We start from the raw sequence: 13,940 nt of genomic DNA, 5'->3' as shown, positions 1-13,940 counted from the left end.
AAGGTCTATCCTCACTTTGTCATCCAAACATGCATTACAGAGAAGAGCTGTTCAAGTTTCAATGGCTTGCTGATATAATCAGACGCCCCTGCTTCAAGACACTTTTCACGGTCGTTCTTCATCGCTTTTGCCGTCAACGCGATAATCGGAAGGTCACTATACTCACCCGTTCCGCGTATGCGCTGCATCGTTTCATACCCATCCATCTCAGGCATCATAATGTCCATCAGAATGAGGTCGATCTTTTTGTTAGCATCTAACACATCAAGGCACTCCATCCCGTTGTTCGCGATCAGGATGTTCATCCCTTTTTGTTCAAGAGCCGTTTTTAATGCAAAAATATTTCGGTTATCGTCATCTGTGATGAGCACCGTTTTACCATAAAATACGTTCTCTTCATCAACCGCGATTGATGGTTGCTCTGCTTCAGGTTCAGCAGTCACAATTTTTGCGGTGATTGGTGCTTCTGCAACAACGCTAGTTTGGCTGGATTGCTCGAGTGCTGTTGCCACCTCGGCTGACGCGCCAAGGAACGTTTGAACCGAAACGGTTTCATCCGAAATACTCGGAATCAGAAGTTTAAACGTACTTCCTTTTCCTTCTTCACTTTGAAGTTGAAGTCTGCCTCCTAAAAGTTTCGCAAACTCACTGCTGATCGACAGCCCAAGACCAGTGCCTCCGTATTTGCGAATTGTCGCACCGTCACCTTGCTGGAACGCTTGGAATATCAGTTCATGCTTCTCTTTCGGGATACCGATTCCCGTGTCTTTTATCGCGACTTCTAACCAATAATCAACACCGTTATAAATTACGTCTGTCTGCACTTTTTTCACGCTGACCGAAACTGAACCTTTTTCCGTAAACTTAAACGCATTCGATAACAGATTTTTCACAATCTGCTGGAATCGTTTTTCGTCTGTCTGCAGAATGGTCGGTACGTCTGGTGCCACATTTATCGTGAAATTTAAGCCCTTTTGATCAGCGATATGCGTAAAGTTTCTCTCCAGGTTGGATGGGAGCTCACTTAGATTCACTTCACTCAACATGATCTCCAGTTTTCCTGCTTCCACTTTGGAAAGATCTAAAATGTCGTTGATGAGATTCAACAGATCCTGACCTGATGAATGAATCACTTTTGCAAACTCTAATTCTTCATCTGAAAGTGATTTACTGCTGTTTTCAGCAAGCATCTCCGATAAGATCAGGATGCTGTTCAGTGGTGTTCGCAGCTCATGAGACATGTTTGCCAAGAACTCCGATTTGTACTTCGAGCCGGTTTCCAGCTGTGATGCCTTCTCTTCCAGTTCTTTCTTCGCAATCTCAAGAGCCTTTGATTTTTCTTCAGCGTCTTGCGAACGGGATTCCAGCTGTTCGTTGATCATCTGCAGTTCTTCTGATTGCATCTGCAGCTCTTCAGACTGTGTTTGCAGTTCTTCTGATTGCGCTTGAAGTTCTTCTGTCATCGCTTGAGATTCAGATAACAACCTTGCAATTTCCATACGGTCGACCACTCGGTTAATCGTCAGACCGAACGTTTCTAATACTTTTTCAATAAAAGCAATGTGCTGCTCCGTGTATTCAGTGAGGCTCGCAAGCTCGATCACCGCAACGATTTCGTCTTCATGAACAATTGGCGCGATCAGGATGCTTCTCGGTTTCGTTTCTCCGAGCCCAGAGGAAATCAGCGTGTAGTCTGCATCAATCTTGTTGATCACTTGAACTCGTTTTTCGAGAGCACATTGTCCGATCAGACCTTGACCAAGCTTGAAGCTGGAACGTCCAACATCGCCTGCAGAATCCGCGAAAGCTCCTTTTTTAACGAATCGAATGTTCTCTTCCTTGCCTTCTTTAATATAAAAAGCGCCGTAAGAGGATTCCGTTATCTGAGCGGTCGCGGAAAGGAAGATTTCCGCTAAATTTTCGAGAGATGATACCCCTTGGTTCTTGCTGACAACTTCTGTCACACTTCTTTGCAGCCAATCGCGTTCTTCAAAAGAACTTAGAAGTTCGTTCGTCGCCTCTCCTAAGTCTCTGATCTCATCGTTCGATTTCACATGAATACGACTGCTCAGATTTCCGCCTGTCGTCATCGCGCGAATCGTTGCCACTACCGCACTGATCGTTTTGATGATAGAACCTGAAATCATCCATGCAAGAGCGATCGATGCGACAATAACAAATGCAAGCAAGCTAAAAAGACCGATCTCTAAGTATCGATTTTGGTTGTTCAGATGGTCTGCTCGCTGCTGGGTAATTTCTTTTTCCTTAGCTCGAAAAGAATCAAACTGTTGCAGAACTTGTTCGGTCTTTGATTTTCCAGGATCTTTTTTAAAAAATGCAGTGATTCCCGCCGTATCGTTTCGCTGCTTCATTTTAATCGGCGGATCACCCGCTACTACAATCCATTCCTTAATGTTTTCATTAATAGTAGCGATGTTTTTTTGCTGATTTGGATTATCAGAAAGCAATTCGTTTAAGTCGTTGTAGTCTTTCGCCCATTGAGATCGCGCATCATTAAAAAGCTGGAGATAACTTTCATCTCCTGTAATGATATACGCCCTTTTGTTTGTTTCCATCGTTAAAAGATCTTTTTCAATCTGATTTGTAAGATCCCTTACCGCAAAATCGTGCTGGATGATAAAGTTCCTTTCACCTTTCATCGTGTCCAACTGATTGGTAACCGCAAGAATAGCCGCAATCAAACAAATAATGATGACAATGTAGCCAGTAACAATTTTCTGGCGAATTCCGAATCTAAAATTATTCATCCCCATGTATTCCTGCCTTTTTTACAATATATGTTTTTATGACTAATTATAATGCTTAATGTCGGATTTAGGTAGCTGGAAGACGCTTGGAATGTGCTGGGAAAATAAAAAACGAGATCTCGTTGGGTGAGAGACTAGTTTATTGTGAGGAGTATTGATGCACAAGCTTCTACTTTTTTATGGAGCGTCTTTTTCAGTTGTGTTTACGGTACGCGCACGATTAAGTAATTTACGCGCGGTTGGACCTATTTTGCGCGCAGGACATGCTTAGTTGCGCGCACAAAATAAGCAATTACACGCACTTTTAGACTATTTTCGCGCACCAATATAAAAACGGCTCAAGTTGCGCCAGTAAAACACACCTTGAACCGCTTTAAATCCTAATTTTAAAGACTTTCTCCAATTTTACGAACAGAAATCCCTGAATCCTCGAGTGTTTGCCGAATTTTTTTTGCAAAACTTAACGCATGAGCACCGTCACCATGAATACGAACAAACTGCATGATTTGTTATCTGCTGTTTGAATTTATACGAGCATTAAGCCTTAACAAACACCGTTTTAATAGAAGTATAAAACTCTTTTGCAGCTTCCCCTTGTTCTCTTGAATGAGAACTTGATTGTTTCATCCCACCAAATGGAGCTTGTAGTTCTACACCTGCACTTTCAGCATTTATTCGAACAAGTCCTGCTTCCATTCCATTAATAAACGACAGCATGCTGCCAATATTCGTTGTGAAAATAGAAGCACTCAGACCAAACCTTGAATCGTTTGCCATTTCTAACGCGTGTTCTATATCATCGGCCTTGATCAAGGCTAGAACGGGTCCGAAAATTTCTTCCTGAGCTATTACCATGTCAGGTCGAACATCTTCAAAAACAGCTGGTTCAATAAAATAGCCTTCTGGATCTAAATTCTTTATAGGCTTTCCACCATAAAGAAGAGTTGCGCCCTCATTGATTCCTTTTTCAATATAGGACTGTACGCTCTTAAATTGCTTCTCATTCACGCATGGGCCCATCCAAACATCATCTTTAAGCCCATCACCTACTGTCAACTCACTAATCCTGCTTAACAGCTTCTCTTTAAACACATCGTAAACACGTTCCTCTACGATTACTCTGCTCGTTGCTGTACATTTTTGTCCGGTTGAGCGCAAACCACCGCTTATTGTTGCCTCAACTGCCAAATCTAAATCAGCATCAGCCGCGACAATGACTGGGTTTTTCCCTCCCATTTCGAGCTGATATTTTGCTCCGCGTGCCAAGGCACCTTGACCTACCAATTTTCCGATCTGATCCGATCCCGTAAAAGTAATCCCATCAACGCCTTCGTGGTCAATTATCCTTTGGCCAACGACAGATCCTGGACCTGTAACCAGATTAATAACACCTTTAGGCAAGCCAGCTTTGTGAAAACACTCAACAACCTTTGCTGCAGTGACGCCCGTTTCATCAGCTGGTTTTAAAACTACTGTATTTCCGTACACTAATGCAGGTGCTATCTTCCAAATCGGTATGGCGACTGGAAAGTTCCATGGTGTAATAACGCCGATCACGCCGAGTGGAACTCTCGTCGTAAACATCAGTGCATCTTTATCGGTTGGAGGAATAACGTCCCCCACTTTTCGCATGCCTTCACTTGCATAATAACGAAGAATGGCCACACCTCTTGCTGTTTCTCCTTTAGCTTCAGGTAAGGTTTTACCCATTTCACGGGTCATTGTTTTAGCAATATCCTCAAGATTTTCTTCCAAGATATCAGCTACTTTATAAAGGAAATCTCCTCTGGCTGGTGAGGACATTGTTTTCCACGATTTGCTGGCTTCCTTGGCAGCCGAGACTGCTGAATCAACATCAGAGGGAGACGACTGTTGAACGTAGCCAATAACTTCATGAATGTTTGCTGGATTTATGCTTTGATTCACTTTTTGGTTGGATGACTCTACCCACTCACCATTTATATAGTTTAAGTAATGTTTCGTTTCGGATAATACGGACATGTTCTAGCCTCCTGTTTTTTATTAACTAAAAATTCAGTCTTTTAATTCTGCAATAGTACTAGGAATAGAATAAGGCTTTGAAATTTCCAAAGCCTTATATCGTCATTATTTAGCAGCTACTTTTTCCTTAAAATACTGATTTCCTCTAAATTGGTCATTTAGGGAATGCTTCTCTACCTTTTCAACCGCTTTTTCTTCATCTCTTTCTTTAAGAGCATTTAAGATTTCAACATGCTCTTCTAATGTCTGCAAGTTAATTTTATCTTTTTTAGAGATATTAGCTCTGTACAACAATAATTTAGCTCTAACCTGTTCTAGTAAACCGATGAGATGTTTATTTGGACAAGCATCAATAATGATTTTGTGAAATCTAGCATTTAGCGTTAAAACACTCAGTTGATCCTGCTTTGCTAAAGCCTGTTTGGATTCCTCTATAACCCGATCTGCTTCTTCAATTTGTTTGTCAGATAGCTCGTGAACAGCTAACTTAATGATTTCTTTTTCTAAGATGGTTCTGCAGACACTTAGTTCATCAAAGTGCTTTTGATTTAAGCTGATGACTGTTGTTCCCATCGTACCTGGAATGAGCAATCCTTCTTTTTGCAGCTGTCTTAGCGCTTCTCGTAAAGGTGTTCGGCTAATCTGCAGCTGTTCAGCTAACTTCGTAACAACAATCTTTGAGCCAGGCTGAATTTCGCCTGTTAAAATTGAATTTTTCACTCGATCATATACTTGTTGATAAAGCGGTGGCACTTGTTTAAAAGCGTCCATGTCTTACACTCTCCCTGCCATCTTTAAGTTGTATCCTGGATCCAATATTCTATCATTAATGGTAGGGTACTTTTTCCAAAGAGTCAATATGAAAACGCTTTAGTTTAAGATGTTTGGAATAAGCAAACTGATTCCTGGGATGTACGTGATTAAAGCTAATACAATTAACATGGTTGCTAGGAAATACTTTAAATAAGGTAAAACTTCTGATAAAGGTGTTTTACCTACTGAACATGTAGTCAGAAGAACGGATGCTACAGGCGGCGTTTGTTGTCCGATTCCTAAGTTCATGGCAACAATGATCCCAAAGTGAACCGGATCAATGCCTACCTGATGAATGAGTGGCATCAAGATTGGCACGAGCATAATGATGGCAGCAGAACTATGAAGCAGCATTCCAACAAGAAGCAAAAGAACATTCACCATCGCTAAAACGATTAATTTGTTGTCTGTAATGCTCAAGATCCAATTTGCAATCTCTTGAGGGATTTGCTCACTGCTTAAAAACCAGCCTACTAAAGCTGAAGTAGCAATAATAAACATAACGATTGCTGTTTGTCTTGCAGCACCTAGCATTACTTCAGGCAGATCTCTTAATTTGAGCTTGCGATAGACGACCGTTCCAATAAATAAAGCAGCAAGTACGGCAACAGCAGCCGCCTCTGTTGGTGTGAAAATCCCGCCTAGAATTCCTCCTAGAATCAGAATAGGCATACTTAATGCCCAAACCGCTTCTTTAAAAGAAACCCAGACATTTTGTACAGAAAAACTAGTTTCTACAGCGAAATTGTGTTTTCTGGCAAAGATGTACGAATAAATCATTAATGACACACCTACTAAAAGACCAGGGACAATTCCTGCCATAAAAAGTTTCGTAATGTCGACTTTTGCAATAACACCGTACAGGATAATCGGAATGCTTGGAGGGATTAAAATCGCCATGGTTGCTGCACAGGATACGATAGCTACCGCAAAACCAGATGGATACCCTTTTTTCTTCATTTCAGGAATTAAAATCCCACCTAATGCTGCAGCATCTGCAACAGCTGATCCTGAAATTTCTGCAAAAAACATGGAGGTAACAACCGTAATATGAGCTAAAGCTCCTCTAATAAATCCGATCAGGCTTGCTGCAAAGTTAATTAACCGGCGTGATAAATCACATACGTTCATTAACTCGCCAGCAATCATAAATAGAGGAATAGCAAGTAAAGGGAAACTGTTCGCGCCATCAAAGATCGCTAATGGAATAATATCTAAAGATACTGTACCTGACAGTAATAATAGTATGAGACCTACCACTGCTAAAGCAAAAGCAATAGGCATTCCTAATAACACGAGTCCGATTAATGACCCCATCAACGTAACTGCCATGATTTTATCCCTCCTTTACATTTCTTAATATAACCTTTTCGTTTTCAACATTCGTTAAATATACCTCTTCTAAATCAATATTTTGAGCTGTTAAATCCTGCCCTTTTATTAGTTGAATCACTTCTATTACAAATCCAACAATCATCATAACGCCACTCAATGGCACGACCATATACACAATACCTTTTGAAATAGGGAGAGTTAATGTCATATCCTGCATGGAATTCATCGCAAGAAGGTATCCATAATACGTCATAATAACTGCAAATGTAAGCATAGCGAGACGAAACAGAACTTGAATGATGATCCGCAGACGATACGGAGTTTTTTCAATAAGAGAATCAAATGATATATGACTCTTTTCAATAATTCCCCACCCTGCACCGATAAAAGTCAGCCAAACCAGCGTATAAGAAGCTAACTCGCCCGTCCAAATGGCAGCTTCGTTTAAGACATATCGAGTAAATACCCCGTAGCTCACCGTAAACACCATGAGAGCCATTAAGGCAATTAAGATCGCCTTAACAGTATTTGAAAAGAAAGTTGCTAGGTGATTCATTGTTCATCTCCTCTCTAAAACTTCTTGCGTAATTCTAGAAGTTTATTTGGCGGCCTCTATTACTTTATCTACAAATTCTTTATCCATTTCTTTATAAAACAGTTCAATGATTGGCTCTGTTTGCTTCTTAAAAGCTTCCATATCAGCGGTGTTTACTTTAACGCCTTCTTCTTCAAACTGTTTTATTAACTTCTCATCAATATCTTCACCTTTTTTGCGAATCTCATTTCCTACTTCATCTGCAGCTTTCGTCAATAGTTCTTGATCCTCTTTAGATAATTTGTCATACCATTTTTTACTAGAAACGAGATAAACAGGTGTGTAGACATGGTTTGTCATTGATAAGTATTTTTGTACTTGCTGAAGCTTTACTCCATTTGTTGTAGATAATGGGTTTTCTTGGCCATCTACTACGCCTTGTTGCAGTGCTGTAAATACTTCATTCAGATCCATTGGTGTAGGATTTGCTCCTAATTCTTTAAACATGGCAACTCGGATTGCGCTGTCAGGAACTCTAAGTTTAATTCCTTCTAAGTCCTCTGGTGTGTTAATGGGACGCGTATTATTGGTAATTTGACGATAGCCGTTTTCCCAAAAACCAAGTCCAACTAAACCGTGCTCTGGTAAAAGAGATTTCAAATCTTTGTTCCAGATATCTCCGTTCGCAATAGTTTCAACTTTGGATCGATCATCAAACAAAAACGGAATATCAAACACGCCAAACTCTGGAGCTTTTGTTGTTAACACGGACGAAGGAATAGACATTTCGATACTTCCTGACTTAAGAGCATCTAGAACAGTGGCGTCTTTTCCAAGCTGTCCATTGTCGTAGATCGTTACTTTCATATTGCCGTTTGATCGTTCCTCTACTTTTTCCTTAAAAAGAACAGCTGCATCATAAATCAAAGAGTCTTTACCTGAAGTCGTGGCAACTTTAATTGTGATTTTTTTGTTGTTGCTAGAAGATTCACCCTCCGCACTATTGCAAGCCGCTAACACTATTACCATTAAAACGAGAATAAGAGAAGAAATCCATTTTTTTCTTGCCATTATTTTTTTCCTCCTTCAATATACGATAAGGTAATACACGTACCCTTTTATAAAGCGCTTACAATTTTAGAGTTATTTACTCACTAGATGATTTTTGTAGGAAACTCCTTTATCCGCATAGTGTTTTGCTCCAGCTGTTATCATTTCACTTAATCGATCATCGACATTTCGAATGGTCTTAGCTGGTACTCCAGCAACCATTGTTCCAGGTTCAACAACCTTGCCTTCTGGAACTAATGCTCCTGCAGCAACAATGGCTCCTTCTCCTATTACTGCACCGTTTAAAATAACTGCGCTCATACCAACTAGTGCGTTGTCTTTCACCGTGCATCCGTGTAATATCGCGTGATGTCCTATGGTTACGTTTTCACCTATCATAACTGGATAACCTTCATCCACATGAATAATTGCACCATCTTGAACGTTCGAACTCTTTCCCACTTGAATCAAGTCATTGTCGCCTCTTAGTACAGCATTAAACCAGACCGTTGTCTGTTCTTCTAAAATGACGTCACCTATAATATGAGAACCAGGAGCACAATAGCTGGTAGAATGAACTTTCGGCTCTCTATCTCCTATTTTATAATACACCTTTTTTCCTCCAATTCTTATGACTAGTTTAAGTGTTTAAGTTTAATAACTTAATATTCCTTCATATGAATTCAGGATAATATTTTTCACATCTTCAGAGGTCGTAAGTCTTGGATTAACGTGCACGTTTCCGCTTTTCATAGAATCATCAATTAGCTGCTGTAAAACTTCCATTTTTACACCCAAGTCCTTAATATTATCTGGGATCCCGAACGCCTTGTTCATTTCAATAATGGTTTTAATTGCTTCCTCTCCAGCTTCATAGGCTGATAGATTAGTAGTGTCAACACCAAGCCACATCGCAATATCCCTCATTTTTTCAGGACATGCCGGCAAATTATATTTTAGTACGAAAGGCAGTAAAGTGGCGTTTGCAATGCCATGTGGAATGTTAAAAATGCCTCCGAACGCTTGCGAAATCGCATGTACGTTTCCTAATCGAGATTGTGCAAATGCCGCACCAGCCATAGTTGACGCAATGAGCATATTGTCTCTGCTCTCAATATCTGTGCCTACAAAATAAGCTTTATGGATATTATCTTTAATCAGCTGAATGGCTCTGATCGCAAAGGCTTCACTTAAAGGAGAAGATTTTTTAGACAAATACGATTCAATCGCATGAGTAAGAGCATCCATCCCTGTTGCGGCTGTTACACTTGGCGGTGAGCTTACCGTTAGCAAGGGATCTAATATCGCAAGCTTAGGAAAAAGTAATGGACTCAAGATTGCCGCTTTAAACAGTGTCTTTTTGTTCGTTACGATCGTAGAAGCCGTAACTTCACTTCCCGTTCCAGCATTAGTGGGAATTGCAATAACAGGGGATGGCTCATTTTCAATTTTGCCTACACCTTCATAATCCAGAATGTCTCCTTTATTTCTTGCAACGACTGCAATACCTTTTGCCGTGTCAATACTGCTGCCTCCTCCAACTGCTAACAAAGCGTCACATCCATGTTTATGGAAAAATGACAATCCTTCTCCTATTAACTCTGCACTTGGATTAGGTTCAACTTCATCAAAAATTTCGTATTTGATTTCGGCTTTGTTTAAAGATGTTTCTATTTCATGAAGTAACCCAGCAGATCGAATTCCTTTATCCGTCACTATGAGTACTTTCTGCTGTACGTATGGAGAAATTAAAGTGCCTGTCTTTTGTGCTAAACCTACACCATGCTCTACTTTAGTAGGCATTAAATATGTGTAATCCATCGCTTTCTCTCCTTTATTGATTTTTTACTCTCTTTTCAAGAAAAGCGTTTGTTGCTTCTTTATAATAATCGGTATCAAAAGAACCTAAAATTAAGGCTGCAACATCTTCTGTTTCCTCAAAATATCCATCAATTATTTTGTTAATCACTATCTTTGTTCCTTGCACAGCATATTGAGAATTTTGAGCAATTCGTTCAGCGTATTCATACGTTTTGTCTACAAGCTCTTCCGTTTCCCAAAGCTGATTAACAAGTCCCATTTGGTATGATTCTTCGGCACTTAGAAGTCTTCCAGAGTATAAAATATCTTTCGCATGAGATGTCCCGACAACATCTATCAAGTTCTTGGCACTCTGCAAATAATAAACATGCCCTACTTTTGAAGAGTTAATAGCAAATTTGCCGGTTTGATCTGAGAATCTAAAATCACATGCTGCGGCAATCTCGCATCCTCCGCCAATGCAATAACCTTGGATGAGTGCAATAGTAGGTTTTGATAGATATTTAATTTTTGCTTCAACATCCATCGTAATACGGTTATATCGATCAGCATTCTCTGCGCCTGTTCGATATTTTGGAAACTCACTAATATCTGCACCAGCTGAAAAAGCTGTTTCATCAACACCGCGGAAAATCACAACTTTTACATCTTCCTTTTTCTCACAAATATCAAGCAAGTCACTCGTCAACTGCCACATTTCTAAGTTCATGGCATTTCTTTTGTTAGCCCGATTAAAATAAATTGTACCGATTCCATTGTTTACTTCTAAATAAACAATATCATTCAACATTTATTCACCTCTTCAATTCATATGAAATTCACTAGAAATAGAAACGACTTTTTCCTTTACAAGACTTTCGATTTCAGTTTGGTTTAGCTGAATAGATTCGAGAATTTCCTTTGTATGTTCACCTAAAAGTGGAGAAGGATATTTAATTTCTGAAGGCGTGCTCGAAAACTTAGTTGGTGAAGCAATAACCTTCATCTTTCCAATTTTAGAATGTTCCACTTCCTGAACCATACCTCTATCTAAAAAGTGAGGATCTGTTACCGCCTCAGCAAAATTATTAATCGGACCAGATGGAACACCAGCTTGTTCACACTTTTCTATCCAATATTGAGAACTTTCGTTTGATAATATTTCTTCAATCAATGCTTCTAGTTCCTCAACGTTTTCATGACGTTTTGTGTTTGTTTCGAAGCGGGGATCCTGGATCCAGTTTGATCGTAAAATAACTTCATTACAGAATCTTTCCCAAGTCCTTTGGTTGGCACATCCAATCATGATATAACCATCTTTTGCTTTCATTGCTTGATAAGGTGCGCTTACACGATGCCTCCACCCTGTTGCTTCAGGAATCGTGCCATTGGCAAAGTATGCAGCTGCTTCCCATGTAAACCAAGGAAGTCCTGATTCGGCTAAAGAGACATCTACATGTTGTCCTTCACCTGTTTTTAATTTGTGAACATACGCAGCTAATATGGAGTAGATCGCCGTTAGCCCTGCGCCAATATCATATACCGCAATTCCGGATTTCAATGGACGTTTTCCAGGTTCACCTGTCATGCTCATGATTCCTGTAAGCCCTTGAGCAACCAGATCGAACCCCCCTTTATGAGAATACGGACCTGTCTGGCCATAACCAGAAATGGAACAATAAATAATACCTGGATTAATCTTCTTCAGCGATTCATAATCAATACCAAGAGATTTCACAACCCCCGGCCTATAATTCTCCACGAAAACATCCGCGTCTTGAATTAATTTATAAAATATTTCTTTACCTTTTGTTTCTTTTAAATTCAGAGCAATACTTTTTTTATTTCGATTAATCTGGAAAAAGCAAGTGGACTCATCGTTGATATAAGGTCCCATTTGTCTGCTGTCATCCCCGCCATTAGGCTTTTCAATCTTAATGATTTCAGCACCCAAATCACCAAGAACCATCGTGCAATAAGGACCAGCCATAATCTGCGAGGCATCAATTACTTTTAAACCTTGTAAGGCTCCCAATATTTTAATCTCCTTTCTGAGTGGAATGGGATGTCTTCATGTTTTTGTATCCTGGATCCAGTATCCTGTATTAACCAAATTATAAACACGCCATCGCGACTATGTCAATTAGTTTTCTGAAAATTTTAAATTTAATGTGGCTATTTATTACTTTTACGGTACGTGTTCTTTTTTTGTTACACGTTCGCGCACGATTAGGTGAATTACGCGCGGTTGGACCTATTTTGCGCGCAGGACATGCTTAGTTGCGCGCACAAAATAAACAATTACGCGCACACCGCGGCTATTTTCGCGCAACAACATAAAAAACGGCTCAAGATGCGTCTGTTGAACACACCTTGAACCGCCTTAAATCCAAATATTAAAGACTTTCTCCAATTTTACGAACAGAAATCCCTGAATCCTGGAGCGTTTGCCTGATTTTTTTCGCAAAACTTAGCGCATGAGCACCATCACCATGAATACATACCGTATCCGCTTTAATATCAACGTCAACATCTTGCTGGGTTAACACTTTCCCCTCTTTTGCCATGCGGATCACCTGTGCTACAGCTTCATCATCATCTGTGATCATGCAGTTCGGCAGCTTACGCGAAGTTAGCGTGCAATCTTGCTGATACGTTCTGTCTGCAAAAACTTCAGACGCTGTGCGAAGCCCTGCCCGCTCGCCTGATTTCACAAGCTCACTTCCAGCTAGTCCAAACAATATCAAATCCGGGTTCACCTTATATACACCTTCTGCAATCGCTTCAGACAGATCCTTATTCACTGCTGCCATATTATAAAGAGCGCCATGGGGTTTAACATGCTGAATCGTTCCGCCTTCTGCCTGTACGAATCCCCACAAGGAACCGATCTGATAAACGACCATCTCGTATGCTTCCTGAGGTGAAATGTCGATGTTGCGGCGGCCAAACCCTACAAGATCAGGCAAGCCAGGATGAACACCGATTCCAACGCCATGCTCAAGAGCCAGCTTAACCGTTTTCCTCATGGTTGCAGGATCACCAGCGTGAAATCCGCAAGCAATATTGGCAGACGTTACATATTTCAGGATTTCCTCATCGGTTCCAAGTCGATAAGCGCCAAAACTCTCACCCATGTCGCAATTTATATCAATTACACTCATGAAAAGACCTCCCACTTTTTAAACACTTGTTTAATTTACCCCAACTGTACGACAAGTTTTATATATTGTAAAATGATTAGGAATACTAATGAAGGAGGTGAGAAATTTGGAAAAAGTTCTAAATGAAATCTTAGTAAAATTGCTGAGCATCGATAATAAAGTTTCTGATCTAGATAACATGGTGTCTGATCTAGATAACAAAGTGTCTAACCTAGATAACAAGGTGTCTAACCTAGATAACAAAGTGACAAACCTAGATAACAAAGTGACTAACCTAGATAGTAAGGTCACTGATTTAGATAACAAAGTAACAAACTTAGAAACAGGCCAACAACAGATTGTTACCAAACTCGATACACTTGAAACCGATGTAAAAGAAATAAAAGACACTGTCAATCGAATTGAAGTTAGCCAGAATGATGATGTGATCGCGTTGCTCAAAATGCAAAAACAAAAGCACTAACCTCTTATTTT

General features: G+C 40.0%; 12 protein-coding genes. 1 reads left to right on the top strand and 11 read right to left on the bottom strand.

What is annotated here, in order from left to right:
* Positions 1-11: 11 nt before the first annotated feature.
* From P8610_RS16695 to P8610_RS16645, 11 genes are all read right to left on the bottom strand, one after another.
* Complete coding sequence (locus tag P8610_RS16695; protein WP_394605365.1) at positions 12-2,768, bottom strand: response regulator; 2,757 nt, start codon at positions 2,766-2,768, stop codon at positions 12-14.
* A gap of 537 nt (positions 2,769-3,305) precedes the next feature.
* Positions 3,306-4,769 (bottom strand): alpha-ketoglutaric semialdehyde dehydrogenase GucD, encoded by a 1,464-nt coding sequence (gene gucD, locus P8610_RS16690; protein ID WP_394605363.1) that lies wholly within the window; start codon positions 4,767-4,769, stop codon positions 3,306-3,308.
* A gap of 105 nt (positions 4,770-4,874) precedes the next feature.
* Entirely contained in the window at positions 4,875-5,540 is a 666-nt protein-coding gene (locus tag P8610_RS16685; protein WP_394605362.1) for a GntR family transcriptional regulator, read from the bottom strand.
* A 99-nt stretch (positions 5,541-5,639) separates the two neighbouring features.
* Positions 5,640-6,914: a TRAP transporter large permease gene (locus P8610_RS16680; protein ID WP_394605361.1), complete on the bottom strand. Its 1,275-nt coding sequence runs from the start codon at positions 6,912-6,914 to the stop codon at positions 5,640-5,642.
* A 4-nt stretch (positions 6,915-6,918) separates the two neighbouring features.
* Positions 6,919-7,473, bottom strand: coding sequence for a TRAP transporter small permease (locus P8610_RS16675; RefSeq protein ID WP_394605359.1), 555 nt, complete (start codon positions 7,471-7,473; stop codon positions 6,919-6,921).
* A gap of 42 nt (positions 7,474-7,515) precedes the next feature.
* A complete protein-coding gene (locus tag P8610_RS16670) occupies positions 7,516-8,523 on the bottom strand; it encodes a TRAP transporter substrate-binding protein (protein ID WP_394605358.1) in 1,008 nt (335 codons plus the stop codon).
* 72 nt (positions 8,524-8,595) lie between these two features.
* Positions 8,596-9,114 carry a gamma carbonic anhydrase family protein gene (locus P8610_RS16665; protein WP_394605356.1) on the bottom strand — a complete coding sequence of 173 codons (519 nt, stop codon included), beginning with the start codon at positions 9,112-9,114 and terminating at the stop codon, positions 8,596-8,598.
* A 42-nt stretch (positions 9,115-9,156) separates the two neighbouring features.
* A complete protein-coding gene (locus P8610_RS16660) occupies positions 9,157-10,323 on the bottom strand; it encodes an iron-containing alcohol dehydrogenase (RefSeq protein ID WP_394605354.1) in 1,167 nt (388 codons plus the stop codon).
* Between the two features lie 13 nt (positions 10,324-10,336).
* Positions 10,337-11,113 (bottom strand): enoyl-CoA hydratase/isomerase family protein, encoded by a 777-nt coding sequence (locus tag P8610_RS16655; RefSeq protein WP_394605352.1) that lies wholly within the window; start codon positions 11,111-11,113, stop codon positions 10,337-10,339.
* A gap of 12 nt (positions 11,114-11,125) precedes the next feature.
* A complete protein-coding gene (locus P8610_RS16650; RefSeq protein WP_394605351.1) occupies positions 11,126-12,337 on the bottom strand; it encodes a CaiB/BaiF CoA transferase family protein in 1,212 nt (403 codons plus the stop codon).
* Positions 12,338-12,698: 361 nt separating this feature from the next.
* Positions 12,699-13,466, bottom strand: coding sequence for a LamB/YcsF family protein (locus P8610_RS16645; RefSeq protein ID WP_394605350.1), 768 nt, complete (start codon positions 13,464-13,466; stop codon positions 12,699-12,701).
* Positions 13,467-13,554: 88 nt separating this feature from the next.
* Here P8610_RS16645 and P8610_RS16640 point away from each other — a divergent pair, with 88 nt between their 5' ends.
* A complete protein-coding gene (locus P8610_RS16640; RefSeq protein ID WP_394605349.1) occupies positions 13,555-13,929 on the top strand; it encodes a hypothetical protein in 375 nt (124 codons plus the stop codon).
* Positions 13,930-13,940: the final 11 nt, after the last annotated feature.

The organism is Fictibacillus sp. UD (assembly GCF_043558025.1).
Taxonomy (GTDB): Bacteria; Bacillota; Bacilli; order Bacillales; family Fictibacillaceae; genus Fictibacillus.
The sequence above is the reverse complement of the archived record's forward strand: the minus strand, read 5'-3'. Positions and strand labels throughout refer to the sequence as shown.

Excerpts from the sequence above, each read along its gene's own strand:
- P8610_RS16655 (WP_394605352.1), bottom strand. The coding sequence starts at position 11,113 with ATGTTGAATGATATTGTTTATTTAGAAGTAAACAATGGAATCGGTACA.
- P8610_RS16645 (WP_394605350.1), bottom strand. The coding sequence starts at position 13,466 with ATGAGTGTAATTGATATAAATTGCGACATGGGTGAGAGTTTTGGCGCT.
- gucD (WP_394605363.1), bottom strand. The coding sequence starts at position 4,769 with ATGTCCGTATTATCCGAAACGAAACATTACTTAAACTATATAAATGGT.
- P8610_RS16640 (WP_394605349.1), top strand. The coding sequence starts at position 13,555 with ATGAAGGAGGTGAGAAATTTGGAAAAAGTTCTAAATGAAATCTTAGTA.
- P8610_RS16675 (WP_394605359.1), bottom strand. The coding sequence starts at position 7,473 with ATGAATCACCTAGCAACTTTCTTTTCAAATACTGTTAAGGCGATCTTA.
- P8610_RS16670 (WP_394605358.1), bottom strand. The coding sequence starts at position 8,523 with ATGGCAAGAAAAAAATGGATTTCTTCTCTTATTCTCGTTTTAATGGTA.
- P8610_RS16680 (WP_394605361.1), bottom strand. The coding sequence starts at position 6,914 with ATGGCAGTTACGTTGATGGGGTCATTAATCGGACTCGTGTTATTAGGA.
- P8610_RS16685 (WP_394605362.1), bottom strand. The coding sequence starts at position 5,540 with ATGGACGCTTTTAAACAAGTGCCACCGCTTTATCAACAAGTATATGAT.
- P8610_RS16695 (WP_394605365.1), bottom strand. The coding sequence starts at position 2,768 with ATGAATAATTTTAGATTCGGAATTCGCCAGAAAATTGTTACTGGCTAC.
- P8610_RS16660 (WP_394605354.1), bottom strand. The coding sequence starts at position 10,323 with ATGGATTACACATATTTAATGCCTACTAAAGTAGAGCATGGTGTAGGT.